This is a genomic window from Sphaerobacter sp. (assembly GCF_019683595.1).
Taxonomy (GTDB): domain Bacteria; phylum Chloroflexota; class Chloroflexia; order Thermomicrobiales; family Thermomicrobiaceae; genus Sphaerobacter.
The window spans coordinates 21,065-37,629 of sequence record NZ_JADGHZ010000001.1 but is presented as its reverse complement, the minus strand read 5'-3'; the positions used below and the strand labels follow the sequence as shown (position 1 = coordinate 37,629).

Genomic DNA, 16,565 nt, shown 5'->3' with positions numbered 1-16,565 from the left:
AGATGCTTCGACTCCGCCGTCCGCGGCGGGAGTCGAAGGATGACACCGTCGCGAGGGTTCAGGACACCGGTCATCACCGGGGACGCGGTGGGCGCTCCCGGTTGTCGCCTGACGCGGGTGCGTCAGGCCGCTGCTAGGGAATGACCACCCGCTCGCCCTCGGTCAACCCGGACGCGACCTCGACCATGCCGCCGCTTCGGAGGCCGATCCGGATCTCTCGCTCCTGCTCCTGGCCGTCCACGAGGACGGTCACGAAGGTGCGGCGTCCCACGGTGCGAAGCGCGCTCTCGGGGATCAGGAGCACGTCGGAGCGGACGGCGGTCTTGATCGAGACATCAGCGTTCATGCCCGGACGGGCTACCAGCCCCTCGGGGAGGGTGAAGCGCACGGTAGCGCGGAACGTCGTAGTTCCGCCGCTCGTCTCGGCCGTGGGCGAGATCCGTTCCAGGCGTCCCTCGATCTCGTCGCTGGGGTAGGCGTCCAGAGTGAAGGTCACCGGCGCGTCGGGTGGGACGTGCGGCAGGTCGATTTCGTCGAGGTCGACCTGGAGTTCGAGGTCGTTCAGGTCGGCGATCTGGGCCACTTCGGCGCCTGTCCCCAACGGGGCACCTTCGGCCGTCTGCACCTGGAGCACCGTCCCGGCGCGTGGGGCCAGGATCATCGCTGCGTCGCGCGCCGCGCGGGCGTCGTCGAGGGCACGCTGAGCGTCGCGAAGCTGCTGCTCGGCCGTGAGCCGGGCCGCGAGCTGCTCGGGGGACGGGTTGTCGCCGGCTCGCTGCTCGGCGAGGTTCAGCGCGGCCTCGGCGGCGTCCACCTGTTCCTCGGCGCGGCGGATCGCCTCCTCGAACGGCTTGGGGTCGAGCTGGACGAGAACGTCGCCTTCTTCCACCGCGTCGCCGGGGGAGACGGCAACGATTTGGACCTTGCCGCTGACCGGGCTGCGGACCGTGATCGAATTGCGCGGCACGAGGCGGCCGACGGTCTCAATCGTCGCCTCCAGGCTGCCTCGCTCGACGACGGCGGTTTGTGGCTCGGGGCGGGTTGCCAGCAGGAACCCGGCGACCACCGCGGCAACCACCAGCACCCCCACCACAACGAGGATGAGCCGTCGAACCGGTCGTCTATTCATAGCGCAGCACCTGTATCGGTCGAATGCGAGAAGCCAACAACCCGGGCGCGGTGCTCACCGCGGCCGTGGCGATGAGCGCGACCAGGATGGTGGCGGCGATGGTGACCGGGCCCAGGTGGAACTCCAGCCCGAAGAGCTGGGTACCGGTCAGATGCACCAGATAGCGCGCCAGCGGGTATCCCACCGCAACGCCGACCGCGCAGCCGGCAGCCGTCAGCCCGAGCGCCTCCGACATGACCAGACGCACGAGGTGACGCCCGGTGGCGCCGATCGCGCGGAGGATGCCGTACTCCCGGCGCCGCTCGGTGAGGTTGATGAGCAGGGTGTTGACAATCCCCGCCAGCCCGACCGCGCTGACGATGATCACCATGGCGTTCAGCATCACCGTCAGGATGTCAATGGCCCGCCGCGAGCTAGCCTGATCTTGATACATCGCCAGCGTCACTGGGGCGTACTGGCGGAACCTCTCCTCCAGCCGGGTCAGGCTCGCATCGACGGCGGCGGGTTGGGAGGACTGGAGTGTGAGGGCGAAGACCGTGGCCCGGCCGCCTGAGCCGATGATGCGCTGAGCATCCGCGACGTCGAGGAAGACTTTCCCGGTCGTCGCCGCTCCCAGGTAGGTGCTCTCGTCGTCCACGATACCGAGCACCTGAACGAGGCTGGATCGATCCCCGATATCCAGGGTGAGGACGTCGCCGACTGATGCGCCGATGGCGCGGGCGAGGTTGCTCGTCAGCACCGCGCCGGTTGGGTTGGCCGGGCGCAGCCAGGTTCCCGCGATGACACGCGGGGTGTAGATGTCGGTGTTGCGCGGCATGCCCCAGACGTCGGTTCGTACCGACCCAATGGACGCGGTGGCGTTCGCCCAGGGCTCGGCTTGCCGCACGTCCGGGTGTTGCTCAAGGGTGGTCGCGAACTCCGGGCGCACCGGGCGGTTGAAGAAGATCCAGCCGTCGGCGCCGTAGAGGTCGTAGAGGTGGTCGACCGTCAGGGTCACGGAGCGGCTCACTGCCTGGGTGCCGAGGAAGGCGGCCACGGCCACCGCCACGACGGTGAGGGTCACCCAGGCCCGCGCCGGTCGGCGTGCGAGGTTGCGCAGGCCCATGGTCGCCACGATGCCGACGCGGGCGAGGGAGCCGGTCAGACTCTGGGTGATGCCGCGGTGGAAGTCGGCGACGACGCCGCGCTGCGCCAGGAGTTCCGCGACCGCCTGACGAGTCGCCAGGGCGGCCGGGAGGACGGCTGCGCCGAGCGTGACGCCGATCCCGACCAGGAGCGCCAGGACCAGCTCGCGCAACGCCGGGCTGAAGCCTGGCAACACCAGGCCCGCCAGCCCGGCGAGATAGCCCGTCAATAACTGCCCACCGACCAAGCCGATGACCCAGCCGAGAACGGCGCCCGTGATGCCGATGGTGAGGGCGAAGAAGAGGTACGGGCGCATCGCCGCCCAGCGTGTGCCGCCGAGCGCTTTGATGATGCCGACCTGCCGGGTCTCCTCGACCATGATGGCGGCGATGGTGTTGGCCACCAGGAACGTGCTGAGCAGGGCCCCGACGACCGAGAACACTTCCAGCAGGAGGAGCAGCGTGCCCAGCTCGCGACTTCCGGTGAACACGTTCGGGTCGCGAACGGTGAAATTGCTCGACGTGACGCCACGCTTGTCGAGAAAGGCGCGGATCTGGTCGGCGGTCTCCGAGGCGCGCTGGGGTTCGGCCACGCGGACCAGCAGGTAGTTGTCGTAACGTCGCCCCAGGATCTGGCGCACGTCGCGAGCCGGCATGTAGGCCGTGGCCTGGTTGAGAATCGAGGCGTCGATGGTGGCCGGGGCGCGCACGAAGCCGCTGACGCGGGCGTAGTTGATCGGGGAGGCCGGCGTCGGCTGGAGCGCGACGAGGTCACCGACCTCCACATCGATCAGCTTGGTGGCGCTGGCGTCGAAGGCGATCTCGCCGGGACCGGGGAAGCGGCCGGAGACGAGTTGCACCGCGTCGAGCCGCATGTTGGTGAAATCTGCCACCCCGACCAGGCGGGTGTTGACCCAGCGGTCGCCGGTGCTGGCGCGGGTGATCTGGACCGCCTGCGTATCAACGGCGACGACGTTGTCCCGGCGCCCGATTAGGTCGACCAGCGTCGGTGAGAGCTGCGCCGCGAAGGCGGTGATGTCCGGCTGGCGGGTGTTGGCGTACGTCTCACGCTGGGCGTCGGCCAGGCTGCGCCCGGTGTAGGAGATGGCGACGACCCCGGCGACGCCCAGGAGCACGCCGAGCGTCGTCAGGAGCGTCCGGAGGGGACGCCGCTGGATATCGCGGAGTGCCTTGGTCAACAGGAGTCGCATCGACTCGCTTCCCGAGGCCACCATCACCACCGGCGGCGCGCGGCCGCGCCGACGGTAGCTTACCAGGGTTCCGGCCGGATCGCTGCGGTGGTGGTTAAGCGTCCCCGCTGGCCGCAACGTCGGGCGCCGCGGCGTGGGGAACCGTCTCGGCGACGCGGCGGTCGGCCACGATGCGACCGTCCCGCATCTCAATCACGCGCGAGCCGCAGGAGGCGATGCTGCGGTCATGGGTGACGAGCACCAGCGTCTTCCCTGACTTCCACATCTCGGCCAGCAGGGAGAGCACCCGAGCGCCCGACGCGCTGTCGAGGTTGCCGGTGGGCTCGTCGGCCAGGAGTAACGGCGGGTCGTTGGCGAGCGCGCGGGCGATCGCCACGCGCTGCTGCTCGCCGCCTGAGAGCTCGTTGGGGAGGTGGTCGGCGAGATGGCCGACGCCGACACGTTCCAGGAGCTCACGGGCGAGGTCGCGCTGTGGCCGCTGACCGACCAGCTCCATAGGCAGAAGGACATTCTCGAGCGCGGTCAGCGTGGGCATCAGTTGGAAGAACTGGAAGATGATCCCGACGTGCCGACCGCGCCAGCGCGCCAACTCCTCCTCGCTCAGGCTGCGCAGGTCCACCCCGGCCACTTCGACCGACCCGCCGCTGGCGCGGTCGATCCCGGAGAGGATGTTGAGCAGTGTGGACTTGCCGCAGCCGGAGGGGCCGAGGATCGTCACCCACTCGCCGGGCTCGACGATCAGGTCCACACCGCGGAGGGCCTGGATGGCACGTCGTCCTGCTTGATACTCCTTGGTCACACCGGTCAGGTGAATGATGGGCGCCGTCATGCCTGCAATTGTGCCCGCTCGTGCGGCAGCAGGCTAGAGCAGCGGGTTTGGCTCAGCCGTTGGGGCGCGGAGTCCGTGAGGGTGCCCGATCCGCTAGCTCTCGTCCGGGCACTGTTCGAGCAGGCGCAGGTCGGCCGGGGTGAGGTTGGCCCGTTCCAGAAGATCAGGGCGCAGCGCGCGGGTCCGGCAGAGGGACTGCTGGCGGCGCCATTCCGCGATGCGCGCGTGATGCCCGCTCAGGAGGATCTCCGGGACGGTGAGCCCGCGGTATTCGGGCGGTCTGGTGTATTGCGGGTACTCGAGCAAGCCGCTGGTGAAGGACTCCTCCTGCAGCGACTCCGGGTCGATCACGCCGGGGACGAGCCGGGCGATGACGTCGATCATGACCGCAGCGGCGAGCTCGCCGCCGGTCAGCACGTAGTCGCCGATCGAGAGCTGGCGCGTTCGGAGGATGAGATGGACACGTTCGTCAATCCCCTCGTACCGACCGCAGATGAGGGCGAGGCGCGGGTGCTGCGCCAGCTCCGCGGCGACAGCCTGGTTGAAGGGCTCGCCGGACGCTGAGAGCGCGATGATCGGGGTCGTGTCGATCTCGTCGCCGAGCACGGTCTCGACGGCGCTCACGATGGGAGGTGCCATCATGACCATCCCCGGGCCTCCGCCGTAGGGGTAGTCGTCGACCGAGCGGTGGCGATCGGTGGCCCAGTCCCGGATGTCGTGGAGGTGGACGGAGATCAGCCCGCGCTCGCGCGCACGCTTCAGGATGCTCTCGTCGAGCGGGCCATCAAAGATCCCGGGAAAGATGGTGAAGACGTCGAAGCGCACCCTGCGTCCTTCGTGCCGATGAGGCGAGTACCGTCGTCGCCGGCCGCGGCCGTGCCGTCCTTGATTATGCCGGAAGGCGGGTGAGTTGTGCCGCTCCGGGCACCGTCAGTGGTTCGCTTCGGGCGCCAGCGTCGGGCACTGGCGGACAGCAGGCGCGGCGCTCATGGCGCGCTCGAAGGCGCGGACCACCTCAGGGTCGAACTGGGTCCCGGCGCAGCGACGTAGCTCGGCCATCGCGACATGGTGAGGAAGCGCGCGGCGGTACGTTCGATCTGAGGTCATGGCGTCGTAGGTGTCGGCCACGGCGATGACCCGCGAGCCGAAGGGGATTTCCTCTCCTGCCAGGCCGTCGGGGTACCCCGTGCCGTCCCAGCGCTCGTGGTGGTGCCGGACGATGTGGGCGACCGTGCGGTACATGGTCAGGTTGCTCAGGATCGCCGCGCCTTCGGCGGCGTGCTTCTCGATCGCCCGGCGTTCCTCCGGGGTGAGCTTGTCCGGCTTCATCAAGGTCGCGTCCGGCGTGCTGACCTTGCCCAGGTCGTGAATCCGGGCGGCGGCGATGATGCGCTCGGCCTCTTCGAGGGGGACGTTATCCATGTGCTCCAGGATCGCTTCGACGTAGGCGGCGACCCGCTTGGAGTGCTCGGAGGTATAGGGATCGCGCCGATCCAGCGTATCGGCCAGCATCTCGATCGTCTTCTGCGTCTCCTCGTGGATCTGCCGATAGCTGCGGAAGGCCAGGTACGGCCCGACGAGGGGAACGGCGGCGACGATGAGGGCGAGCGGGCTCTCGCGCTCGAGGACCGGGATCAAGCTGCCGAGCGTCGGCAGCGTGATCCACTCCAGGATGACCCCGTAGGCGCTGGCGCGCCACATCTGCCAGGGTGAAGTGCCGACGGCGCGCGAGAGGATGACCGCCATGACCCCGGACTCGATCGTCGTGTAGACGGCGGCCGCGCCGATCGTCACGGTCACATTGCTCCAGGTGCCGATCGGTGAGCGGGTGGGGTCGGCCAGCGCGCTGTAGGCCCAACCGGCGACGAAGGTGGCGAGTGTGTAGTTGCTGACGTTGGTGAGCAGCTTGATGGTCGGCCGCCGGTCCACCAGCTCCACGAAGAGCCCCGCCCCGCCAGCGATCAGCGCGCCGACGATGGGGCCGAGCGACAGCGCGGCCGCGAAGCAGAGGGCAGATGAAACCGAGACGGTGATGCGAACGGACGAGAGCGGCAGTTCGATGTCGAAGAAGTCAGCGAAGATGATGAGGCCGACGAGGACGACAGCGACGAAGAACGTCTCCAAGGTCAGCGGTGGCCGCTGGGCGAGCGGGCCCAGGACGAGGAGCACCGTCACGGTGACGGCGACGAGCCCGATGACAGCGTTGCGAACCCGATCGACTGGTTGCACGGTCCCGAAGCCCGATCCCTCTCGGCCGCCCGCTGGTGGCGCACGTTCACTCCCCACGCGCCAAACCGGGCGGTTCCCTCCACGGTCTCTGGCATTATAACAGTCGATTCTCGCTGTCTCGGGCACCGAGAGGGTCACATGTCGGCGCAAGAGTACCGACCCTGCGGGGTCTGAAAGTACTGTGTTCGTACTGATTCGTTGCTACCGGTTGTCGGGCGGGGAGGGCCAGCCTGCGGGATAGCCAGTGAGGCCCCGTCGCACTGTCTCGCTGCTGGGTCACCTGGTCACCACCGGCATTCCTGTGTCGAAAAAGACGCGCGGGCAACCAGACTCGAATCGGTCGTCCGACCAGCCTTGGCTGCCCGCGCGGCAGACCCCGCGAAACGGTGTCTCGACTTCCAGCGAGAGTTCTTCCACTCCATGAGTGCGTCGGTCTTCCTTGGACGCCCTCACAGATGTGGAGTCCTTGATTGCTACTTCCAGCGGAAATTCTTCATGGCCCTTGTCTCCTTCTTCGCTGATGACGGCACACCTGGAGAGTTCGCGACTACTACTTCCAGCGGAAGTTCTTCCACTTCACGGGTGAGCTCCTTCCGTGACTCGGGCCTCCACCCGCCGGCGCCGATGACTAGAGTTGACATCCAGTCATTCCGTTCCGTTTCTGAACGCTGGCGCCTACAGGTATTACTTTCGTCCTGGTCCGAGTATAGGACTCTCGCACTCCCCTGTCAATACTTGTCTCCCGACACTCCGGTACCAATGGACTATGCCGTACCGGTGCGTTGCCCGCGGGCGGCGGGTTTGCTAGGCTCTCGCGCAGCGACACGCTCCAGCTATGTATTGGGTGGGGAGAAGGAACGTGCGACACGATCTGCGGCATGTGCTCGTCACCGGCGGCGCGGGGTTCATCGGCAGCAACTTTGTCCGCTACCTCCTGGAGCGCGGCGTGCCGCGGGTCACGGTGTACGACAAGTTGACCTACGCCGGGAACCGGGCGAACCTGGCCGACGTCGAGGGACATCCCGGTTTCCGCTTCGTTCACGCCGATATCTGCGACCGTGCCGATGTCGCGGCGGCGATGCGCGACTGCGACGCCGTGGTGAACTTCGCCGCGGAGACCCACGTCGACCGCTCGCTGCTGGATGCAGACGACTTCCTACGCACGAACGTGGTCGGGACGCATGTCCTGCTTGAGGCGGCGCGCGAACACGGGGTGCGCCACTTCGTCCACGTCAGCACGGACGAGGTCTACGGGGACGTCCCGGTCGGGGAGTCCCGCGAGGAGGATCCGCTCCGGCCGCGGAGCCCCTACTCGGCGAGCAAGGCCGGGGGGGAGATGATGGTTCTCGCGGCCGTGGCGACTCACGGGGTTCCGGCGACCATCACCCGCGGGTCGAACACGTATGGACCCTACCAGTACCCTGAAAAGTTCATCCCCCTGATGATCACCAACGCGATGGAGGGCCGGCCATTGCCGATTTACGGCGACGGACTCCAGGTGCGCGACTGGATCCACGTCCTTGACCACTGCGCGGGGATCGAGACGGTGCTGCTCCGCGGGAAGCCAGGCGAGGCGTACAACATCGGAGGGGGCAATCCTCGACGGAACCTCGACGTCGCGCGGCAGATCCTCGATCTCCTCGGGCAGCCGCACGACTTGATCCAGCACGTCGAGGATCGCCTGGGCCATGACCGGCGCTACGCCCTGGCAACCGGGAAGTTGCGCGCGCTCGGCTGGCGGCCGCAGGTGCCCTTCGAGCAGGGCCTGCGCGACACTGTCGAGTGGTACCGGCAGCGCCGGGATTGGTGGGAGCCGCTACGCGACGCGGCCTTCGCCGAGTACTACGGGCGGAACTACGGCTCACGCGCCGTCCTCAAGACGCCAGACAACCGGTGACGCCCATGCCGGTCGCGATCGAGCTGGCAGTTGCCAAGACGCACAAGTTCGGCACCCGTGAGAGCGGCGACACCGTTGAGCTGGTCGAGCGACCGGGCGGCGGATTCTCAGCCGTGCTGGTCGATGGGCAGGGGAGCGGCGCCGGTGCCAAGCGGCTGAGCCTGCTCGTCGCCGGGGCGGCGGTGCGGCTGCTCAATGAGGGCGTGCGGGACGGTGCGGCTGCTCGGGCTGCGCATGACTTCCTCTATGCGATGCGAGACGGCAAGGTGTCGGCTGCGCTGGACATCCTTTCGGTCGACCTCGCCTCGCGCTCGGTGCTAGTCACCCGCAACAGTGAGGTGCCGATGCTGCTCGGGCGGAACGGCGAGTTCGCGCAGATCTCGGAGTCCGGCGGCCGGATCGGGATCTACCGGCACACCCGTCCCCGCGTACTTGAGTATCCGGCGGAGCCGGGCCTGACGGTGATCGTGGTCAGTGATGGCATCATCGGCGCCGGTGGGCGGCGGGGCCAGCCGCTGGATTTCCTTGCGACCGGCGTCCGGGTGGTCGGTCCGGAGACGCCTGCTCAGGTAGTCGCCGACCAGTTCCTCGAAGCTGCATTGGGGGCAGACCAGGGCCGGGCCGGGGACGACATGACCGTGGTGGTATTGCGACTACGCCAGGTCGAGCGGGCTGAACCGATCCGCCGCATGGCCTTGACGGTGCCGCTTGGCTGAGCCGCTACCGCTCGTCGCCGTGGCCCGGTGCCCGGCGGCCACGATGGATCGAGGGATCGCGATGCGGATTGCGGTGGTCGGCGTCTGCGCATCGGGAAAGACAACGATCGTCGATGCATTGCGCCAGGCGGGGTACGACGCGTACGTCGTCGCGCAGGAGCACTCGATTATTCCGGACCTGTGGAGACGGTCGCGCCCTGACCATCTGGTGGTGCTGGAGGCGGACCTGGAGACGATACGCCGGCGCCGTGGTCCGGCGTGGCCCGAGTGGCTGTACCGCACGCAGCGCGATCGGCTGGCGGATGCCCGTGCCCACGCCACTGTGACGGTCGACACGGGAGCGCTCACGGTAGACGACACCGTGCGCACCATCCTTGCGGCGATTCAGTCGCGAGCGTGACCCCTCACTCACTGGCCACCGCGTCGCTGTCGCCACATTTGCTCACCCAGTGGGGTGATCTTGACCTCCATGCCGGTGCCGTCGCTGTTCGGGCGCAACTCCAACCGCGCCCGCTCGAAGTACTGCACCCGAACACCGGCCTCGTCCATCTCCTCCGTGATCGGGAATCCGAAGATCGGGATCCCTCCGTGCTGCTCCCAGAACTCTCGGAACTTTCCAGCAAGCGTGTGGCCGGTCTCAGGAAAATAGCGGACGGCGGGGTTGTTTGGGGCCTCGACCGGCTCGGTGTCGGCCGGCAGTGCCTCCCGGCCGAGCAGTCCCAAGATGACCGTGCCATCGGGTGCCTGCTCGAGGCGCGCGCGCTCGTAATACTGAACGGTGATGCCGCGATCGTCGACGAACTCCGGACTGAGAGGGCGGCCGAAAATGGTGGCGCCGTCGTGCGCTTCCCAGAAGGCTTTGAACGGGTTGCGCATGTACTGCCCCGTCTCGGCGACGAAGCGCGCCGACGCCTCGGCCGGATCGTCCACCACGGCGAACTTCATGACCTCTTCTGTGGTGGAGCCGTAGACGTCTTCCACGATGATGCGCGCTGTATACGAGCCGGGCGCGAGCGTCGGCTCGGCGAAGAGCGTCCAGGTCTTTGCGGCGCGTGCTCCCTGGGCACGCGTCGCTGATTCTGGGTCCGGCGTCAGGAACGTGGGAATGGTTTCGTCGTTGAGGCGCAGCTCGGCGCGCACAACGTCACCCTCGCTGATGACTTCGGCTGCGATGCGGATGAGGCCGTCGGGAAGGCTGTCTCCGGGGGCTGGACCGGCGAAGGTCACGGTTGGTGCGAGCCGTGGGCCTGCCGCGGTAAAGGACCAGGCGTGGCCGTTGCGCTTGCCGGCCTCGTCGATCATCTCGACCCGCACCTCGTGCTTCCCGCGCCGCAGCACGGCGGTGAAGGTGACGACCCAGACGTGGTCGTTCTGGACGATGACGGCCGGCTCCACGAGGGAGCCGTCGATCGTCATGACCACCCTTTGGATCGGCTGGGCGTTGGAATTGACCGTTGCCTTGATCGTGACCGGGCCCGGGGGTGTCTCCGAGTTGGGCCGCGGGGCGAGGTTGGAGATGACGGGCCGTGACGACAGGCTGAGGAGGTAGACCAGGAGAACCAGGACGAAGGTGACGACCAGCGCGACGATGGCGCGCGCCGCCGCGGAACCCTCCCAGCCGGTCGTGGCAGCCCGAGCGTAGCGGGGTGGACGCAGGAAGCGGGGATGGGCCGGCGTGCGCTCCGGCTCGGGGCGCACCAACGACGGAGCAGCGAGATTGCCGGGATCATCCCGCCAGGGCCGACGCATCCTGCGTACTCCCCCGTCTTGGGGTCAGAGCGGTTGGATGGTGTGGGTTGGCAGTGGGTGTGGTTGATCGCGCGTGCCAACCCACTGAGCACCGCAAGAGTACGCAAGATGGCTGCCAGGGCGCGGAAACGACCACCTCTCAGGCGCTCATCGCCGCCCCACCGAGTCGTGGATCGGCGCCGCCCTGGAGCGCGCCGGTCACCGGGTCGCGGGTTACGGCCTGGACCAGCGGGAAGGTCCAGTACGCTGCCGGGTTCGGCACGATCTGGAACCCGCGTCGGCCCAACTCCTCCTTGACCCAGGACGGAATGCGCGTCTCACAGTCGAGCCGGTGGCTCTGGGCGTCGAACCGCGGGGCGGAAACCGCCTCCACCGGTCCGAGCCCGTGGTCGATCACGTTGAGCAGCACCTGAAGCACGCCGGTGATGATTCGCGTCCCGCCTGGGGCGCCGAGGACGAGCACGGGCTCGTCTCCTTGGAGGACGATGGTGGGGCACATCCCGGTGAGCCGCGCCTTCCCCGGCGCGATCGAGTTCGGCCGGCCGGGGATGGGGTTCGCCGCGTTCATGATGTTGTTGTACGTGAAGCCCAGGCCGGGCGTCACGACGCCGCTGGAGTTCCCGAGGGAATGGGTGATCGCCGCGCAGTTGCCGTCGGCGTCGACCACCGTGATGTGCGTTGTCGACGCTGGCTCCGGATAGAGCGGGACGGTGATCGGCTCCCGGTCACGGATGCGGGCGAACCACTCCGCCGCGCGCTCCCGGGACAGGAGCCAGTCGACCGGCACGTCGACGAACCGGGGATCGGCGCCGTAGGTGTACCAGTCGTGGAATCCGGCCTGCATCGCCCGCGCGACGAAGTCGATGTACTCCACACTGTTTAGACCCAGTGACACGATGTCGCGGTGCTCCAGGATGTGGAGGATCTGCACCAGACACAGGCCGCCGCCGGCCAGGTTGTTGGTGTGGACCGTGTAGCCGCGGTAGGTCGTGGTCAGCGGCGCCTGAACCTGCACCCGGTAGCTGGCAAGATCGTCGGCCGTGACGAACGCGCCGTTCCGCTCAAGATCTTCGGCCATGCGAGCGGCGATCTCGCCGGTGTAGAAGTCCTCCGGCCCGGCCTCCGCCAGGCGGCGCAGTACCTGGGCGTAGTCCGGGTTGCGCAGCAACTCACCGGGTCGCAGCGTCTCGGTGTCGTCGCGGAAGTAGATCCTCCGGCTCGCCTCGGTCGCTTTGAGGCGCTCCCGCATCGCGATCCGACCTGGAGGTGCCGGCTGGTTCCAGAGCCGCCACAGTTCGGGGGTGACGGGGAACCCCTCCTCAGCGATGCGGATCGCCGGTGCCAGCGCATCGGCCCAGGAGATCGTGCCGAAGCGGCGCAACGTCTCGGCCATGCCCGCGACCGTGCCAGGCGTCATGATCGAGCCGTAGCCGACATCGTTGACCGCTCCCTGGACGTGGTAGCCGTAGCCCGTCCAGTCCTGCTCGATGACGATGTCCTTCCACATCTCGGGCGTGACCCGTGAGCCGGCGGTGCCGTTGAAGTCGATCACCTCGTGTCGCCCGTCCGCCGCGCGGAGGTTGGCGACGCCGAACCCGGCCACGCCACACATCTGCGGATCGATCACCATCTGGACGAATGCCGCCGTCACGGCGGCATCGAAGGCGTTGCCCCCACGCCGAAGGACCTTGACACCCTCTTCCACCGCGAGCGGTTGCGGTGCGACGACCATGCCCTTCAATGGACCGTCTCCTCTCAGCGCGTCCCGTGTGCCGTCGGATGGGCGCGATGGTAGCACGATTCGATGTTCCGCGGTGTGGCCGCTTGCTACACTGTCGCTGATGTAGCGAGGAGCGTGGATGCCGTCCGACGACACGACAACCCTCAGCCATGTGCGAGTGAGCCGGCGAGCCCTGCTGCTGGGGCTCTCGGTGCTGCTCGCGAGTTGTCGCGCATCGATCCTCGGGAGGGACAAGGCGACGCCTACGGTGCGGCCGACTGAGCCGGGTTCGGCTGGGGCGGGGACGGAATCACCGGGCACCGGTGGCGGCGAGGTGGGAACCGTCCTGGAGGCGCCACCGCCCGCGACGGTCGCCGACCCGAGCGGGGAACAGACCCTGACAATGATCGGATCGCCGGACGGGCCAGCAACGCTCGACCCGGCTCTCGTCCGGGACACCGAGTCGGCCTTCGTGACGCGGCAGATCTTTCGGGGGCTGGTTCGGCTGGATGAACAATTGCAGCCGGTCCCGGACCTCGCGCGGCGGATCGAAATCAGCCCGGATGGGCTCACCTACACGTTCTTCCTCTGGGAGGACATCACGTTCGCAAACGGCCGGCGGATCACTGCCGAGGACGTGCGCTACTCGTTGGAACGGGCGACGGATCCCGCGCTGGCAGGGGGGCACGGGGAGACGCTGCCCGCGGGGACGTACCTGGCAGACATCGCGGGCGCGGCCGACCGGCTGGCCGGACGCGCTGACTCGCTCCGCGGCGTGGAGGTGCTGGACCAGGGGACGGTGCGCATCACGCTGGAGCACCCGACCACGAACTTCCTGCTGAAGCTGGCGGCGACACCGGGCTACGTTGTGGACCGCGAGAACGCCCGCAACGATGGTAACTGGTGGAAGAAGCCGAACGGGAGCGGGCCGTTCAACCTAGCCGAGTGGCGGGAGCAGGAGCGCATCGTGCTGGAGGCGCACCCTGGCTACACGCCGAACCCGCCCACGCTGGAGCGGGTGGTCATCCTGATCGGGACCGAGGCGCTGCAACCGGTCGCGATGTACGAGCAGGGCGAGGTCGATGTGGCCGACGTTGGCCTGTTCGAGATCGATCGCTTGCAGGCGCCGAACAGCCCGCTCCGTGAGGAGTTGCACGTCCAGCCCCTTTTTGCGGTGAGCTACGTGTTGTTCAACCCGAATGTGCCACCGTTGGACAACCCGGACTTGCGGCGGGCGCTGCTCCAGGGATTCGACCGCCACAAGATCGCCACCGTCACCTACGACGGGCACGTGACACCGGTGGACGGCATCCTGCCGCCCGGGCTGCTCGGGCGTGACTGGCCCGCGGAGGTCCCGGCGTACGACCCGGAGGCGGCGCGGGCGCTGCTTGATCGCGCCGTCGGTAGCGAGCGGCCGACGGTGTCGATCTACACTACGGGAGCCCAGGCGCCGGTCGCGATGAAACAGGTGTACCAGCGGGATCTTGGGCTCCCGGTGGAGGTGCTCCAGTTGGACTTCACGGACTACATCAACGAACTGGGGACTCGCGAGATGCCGGCGACGTCGCTCACCTGGGTCGCTGACTTTCCGGACCCTGACACGTTCTTGCGGGCGCTGTTTTACTCGACCAGTCCCGACAATCCGATTGGCTACCGCAACCCGGAGGTGGACCGGCTGCTCGATGAAGCGCGCGGCGAGACCGATCCGGAGCGACGCGCTGCGCTCTTCCAGCAGGTGCAGCAGACGATCATTGACGACGCGGTGGTAGTGCCGTTGTATGCCGAGGCGTCTCTTACCCTGATCAAGCCGTACGTCCATGGCATGACGCTTACCCCACTGGGTATCCTTGGCCTGGAAACCGTCTGGATGACGTTGTAGTGCGGGGCGCGAGACGTCAATGACCGAATCGTGGCAAGCGGACGCGCGGCGAGGCCGCATCGAGGCGCCGCGCATCGTCCCGCTCAGTAGCGACGAGTCGCGCCGGCTCCGGCTCGGGTGGTCGAGCCGATTCCAGGTGCACGACCTTGAGGAGCACCTGCGGGAGTATCCGGGACTGAGCCTCTGGATCCCCAGCACGGGCGAGTACATCATCGGCGGGCCGTGGCGTCACCGGCCCGAGATCGTCGGCGTCCTTGAGCTAGCGGGCGGGGCAAACTCGGTGCCCCTCCTGGAGTCGCTGGTGCAGGTGGCGACGGAGACCGGCAAACGGCTGGTGCTGATGAGCGAGCATCTCGAGACGCGCCACCGGGCGTTCTACGACTCCGCCGGGTTCGAGCTGCTGGAAGAGATCCTCGTCTACGAGCTGTCACCGGTGCGCCGCATTGAGCCCGCGCTGGGGGACTTGCGGTTCGAGCGGGTCTTGCCGGAGGATCGAGCGCGGCGTGACGCCTTGCTGGAGCTCGACCACGCTGCGTTCCCCTGGCTATGGTGGAACAGCGAAGGTGAGTTCGAGAACTACCTGCACTCAGCAGGGGTCGAGATTTACCTGGGCCGGGACGCCAGCGGCGCGGTCGTCAGCTATGTCGGGGTGACCCGGTTCCGCGGCGGGAACTGGGGGCATTTGGACCGGATCGCCGTCGCGCCGGACCGGCAGGGCCGGGGATACGGGTGGCGCTCGCTCGACTTTGCCGTTGCGGTGCTGGCGGGGAAGGGCGCGCGCCGCATCGGCCTGAGCACCCAGGCACGAAACTCAGTGAGCCGACGGCTCTACGAGCGCTACGGGTTCCGGCGTACGATGAGTCATGACTACCGCCTGTGGGGCCGGTGGACCGGCCCACGCGGTGACATGTGACGGCACCGGTGCGGGGGAGAGAGCAGAATGGCGAGCACATATGGCCGCATGTTCCGGGTCACAACCTGGGGTGAGTCGCACGGACCGGCGCTCGGCGCGGTGATCGACGGCTGCCCGGCGGGGTTGGAGATCAGCGAGGAGCTCATCCAGCGCGATCTCGATCGCCGCCGAGTGGGGCAGAGCCAGGTCACCTCGCCGCGGCAGGAGAAGGATCGGGTGCAGATCCTCTCCGGTGTCTTCGAGGGCCGCACGACCGGGGCCCCGATCTCGCTCATCACCTACAACGCCGACGTCGACTCCAGCAAGTACGAGGCGATTCGGGATCTCTTCCGACCGGGGCACGCCGACTACACCTATTGGGCCAAGTACGGCCACCGTGACCACCGTGGCGGCGGGCGGTCGAGCGCGCGGGAGACGTGGGGCCGCGTCGCTGCCGGTGCCGTGGCGCGGGCACTGCTGCGCACCATCGGGGTCGAGGTGTACGGCTTCGTGCGGCAACTGCACACGATCAAGATGGAGACGTTCGACCGGGATGAGATCGACCGAAACCCGGTGCGCTGCCCCGACCCGGTCGCCGCGGAGAAGATGGTGCAGGCCATCCTCGAGGCGAAAGAGGCGAAAGACAGCCTCGGCGGGCTCGTAGAGGTGCGCGCGGATAACGTGCCGCCGGGACTGGGCGAGCCGACGGCTGACAAGCTCGACGCGCTGCTCGGGCAGGCGATGTTCAGTATCCCGGCCGTCAAGGGCGTCGAGATCGGCGAGGGGTTCGGCGCCTTCCTCATGACCGGCAAGCAGCACAACGATGAGTTCTACATCGAGAACGGCCGGGTGCGCACCTACTCGAACCACGCTGGCGGCATGCTCGGTGGGATCTCTAACGGTGAGCAGATCGTCGTGCGCCTCGCAGTCAAGCCGACTTCCTCGGTGTCTCAGCCGCAGCGCACGGTCGACATCCACGGCAACGAGCGCGAGATCCTGGTCGAGGGGCGGCACGATCCGTCGATCTGCCCGCGTGTCGTGCCGGTGGCCGAGGCGATGATGTGCCTGGTCTTGGCGGACCTGTATCTGTGGAATCGAATGGCGCGGGTGTGAGGCGTCATGCGTCATGCGTCATGCGTCATCCGTCCCCCTCACCCCCGGCCCCTCTCTCACCAGGGGAGAGGGGAGCA

General features: G+C 67.9%; 13 protein-coding genes. 6 read left to right on the top strand and 7 right to left on the bottom strand.

Annotation, left to right across the window (positions count from 1 at the left end):
- Positions 1-133 precede the first annotated feature (133 nt).
- The 5 genes from IRZ30_RS00160 to IRZ30_RS00140 all read right to left on the bottom strand — a co-directional run bounded on the left by IRZ30_RS00160 (position 134) and on the right by IRZ30_RS00140 (position 6,522).
- Positions 134-1,129, bottom strand: a complete 996-nt coding sequence (locus IRZ30_RS00160; protein ID WP_294081669.1) for an efflux RND transporter periplasmic adaptor subunit — start codon at positions 1,127-1,129, stop codon at positions 134-136.
- Entirely contained in the window at positions 1,122-3,464 is a 2,343-nt protein-coding gene (locus tag IRZ30_RS00155) for an ABC transporter permease (protein ID WP_294081667.1), read from the bottom strand. The genes IRZ30_RS00160 and IRZ30_RS00155 overlap by 8 nt, the downstream gene beginning before the upstream one ends.
- A 94-nt stretch (positions 3,465-3,558) precedes the next feature.
- Complete coding sequence (locus IRZ30_RS00150; RefSeq protein ID WP_294081666.1) at positions 3,559-4,293, bottom strand: ABC transporter ATP-binding protein; 735 nt, start codon at positions 4,291-4,293, stop codon at positions 3,559-3,561.
- A gap of 93 nt (positions 4,294-4,386) precedes the next feature.
- The gene (gene trmD / locus IRZ30_RS00145) at positions 4,387-5,118 is read right to left on the bottom strand and encodes a tRNA (guanosine(37)-N1)-methyltransferase TrmD (RefSeq protein WP_294081664.1); all 732 of its coding nucleotides are present in this window, start codon (positions 5,116-5,118) and stop codon (positions 4,387-4,389) included.
- 105 nt (positions 5,119-5,223) lie between these two features.
- Complete coding sequence (locus IRZ30_RS00140; RefSeq protein ID WP_294081662.1) at positions 5,224-6,522, bottom strand: HD-GYP domain-containing protein; 1,299 nt, start codon at positions 6,520-6,522, stop codon at positions 5,224-5,226.
- A gap of 859 nt (positions 6,523-7,381) precedes the next feature.
- Here IRZ30_RS00140 and rfbB point away from each other — a divergent pair.
- The 3 genes from rfbB (at position 7,382) to IRZ30_RS00125 (ending at position 9,535) form a co-directional block, all read left to right on the top strand.
- Positions 7,382-8,419, top strand: a complete 1,038-nt coding sequence (gene rfbB, locus IRZ30_RS00135) for a dTDP-glucose 4,6-dehydratase (protein WP_294081661.1) — start codon at positions 7,382-7,384, stop codon at positions 8,417-8,419.
- A gap of 5 nt (positions 8,420-8,424) precedes the next feature.
- Positions 8,425-9,135, top strand: a complete 711-nt coding sequence (locus tag IRZ30_RS00130) for a SpoIIE family protein phosphatase (RefSeq protein WP_294081659.1) — start codon at positions 8,425-8,427, stop codon at positions 9,133-9,135.
- Between the two features lie 61 nt (positions 9,136-9,196).
- Positions 9,197-9,535, top strand: a complete 339-nt coding sequence (locus IRZ30_RS00125) for a hypothetical protein (protein WP_294081657.1) — start codon at positions 9,197-9,199, stop codon at positions 9,533-9,535.
- Between the two features lie 8 nt (positions 9,536-9,543).
- Here IRZ30_RS00125 and IRZ30_RS00120 read toward each other — a convergent pair whose 3' ends face one another.
- Positions 9,544-10,884: an Ig-like domain-containing protein gene (locus tag IRZ30_RS00120; protein ID WP_294081655.1), complete on the bottom strand. Its 1,341-nt coding sequence runs from the start codon at positions 10,882-10,884 to the stop codon at positions 9,544-9,546.
- Between the two features lie 139 nt (positions 10,885-11,023).
- Positions 11,024-12,616 carry a gamma-glutamyltransferase gene (gene ggt, locus IRZ30_RS00115; protein ID WP_294081726.1) on the bottom strand — a complete coding sequence of 531 codons (1,593 nt, stop codon included), beginning with the start codon at positions 12,614-12,616 and terminating at the stop codon, positions 11,024-11,026.
- Between the two features lie 127 nt (positions 12,617-12,743).
- On the opposite strand from ggt, the gene IRZ30_RS00110 reads away from it, so the two are divergent.
- Genes IRZ30_RS00110 through aroC form a run of 3 tightly spaced genes read left to right on the top strand, consistent with a single transcriptional unit; the run spans position 12,744 to position 16,488 of the window.
- On the top strand, positions 12,744-14,483 hold the full coding sequence (locus IRZ30_RS00110) for an ABC transporter substrate-binding protein (protein WP_294081653.1): 1,740 nt from the start codon (positions 12,744-12,746) through the stop codon (positions 14,481-14,483).
- Between the two features lie 19 nt (positions 14,484-14,502).
- Entirely contained in the window at positions 14,503-15,396 is an 894-nt protein-coding gene (locus IRZ30_RS00105) for a GNAT family N-acetyltransferase (protein WP_294081651.1), read from the top strand.
- Positions 15,397-15,423: 27 nt separating this feature from the next.
- On the top strand, positions 15,424-16,488 hold the full coding sequence (aroC, locus tag IRZ30_RS00100; RefSeq protein WP_294081648.1) for a chorismate synthase: 1,065 nt from the start codon (positions 15,424-15,426) through the stop codon (positions 16,486-16,488).
- Positions 16,489-16,565 lie beyond the last annotated feature (77 nt).

Coding starts and splice junctions, on each gene's coding strand:
- IRZ30_RS00105 (WP_294081651.1), top strand. CDS start 14,503: ATGACCGAATCGTGGCAAGCGGACGCGCGGCGAGGCCGCATCGAGGCG.
- IRZ30_RS00110 (WP_294081653.1), top strand. CDS start 12,744: ATGCCGTCCGACGACACGACAACCCTCAGCCATGTGCGAGTGAGCCGG.
- IRZ30_RS00150 (WP_294081666.1), bottom strand. CDS start 4,293: ATGACGGCGCCCATCATTCACCTGACCGGTGTGACCAAGGAGTATCAA.
- IRZ30_RS00155 (WP_294081667.1), bottom strand. CDS start 3,464: ATGCGACTCCTGTTGACCAAGGCACTCCGCGATATCCAGCGGCGTCCC.
- IRZ30_RS00160 (WP_294081669.1), bottom strand. CDS start 1,129: ATGAATAGACGACCGGTTCGACGGCTCATCCTCGTTGTGGTGGGGGTG.
- ggt (WP_294081726.1), bottom strand. CDS start 12,616: ATGGTCGTCGCACCGCAACCGCTCGCGGTGGAAGAGGGTGTCAAGGTC.
- IRZ30_RS00120 (WP_294081655.1), bottom strand. CDS start 10,884: ATGCGTCGGCCCTGGCGGGATGATCCCGGCAATCTCGCTGCTCCGTCG.
- aroC (WP_294081648.1), top strand. CDS start 15,424: ATGGCGAGCACATATGGCCGCATGTTCCGGGTCACAACCTGGGGTGAG.
- IRZ30_RS00125 (WP_294081657.1), top strand. CDS start 9,197: ATGCGGATTGCGGTGGTCGGCGTCTGCGCATCGGGAAAGACAACGATC.
- IRZ30_RS00130 (WP_294081659.1), top strand. CDS start 8,425: ATGCCGGTCGCGATCGAGCTGGCAGTTGCCAAGACGCACAAGTTCGGC.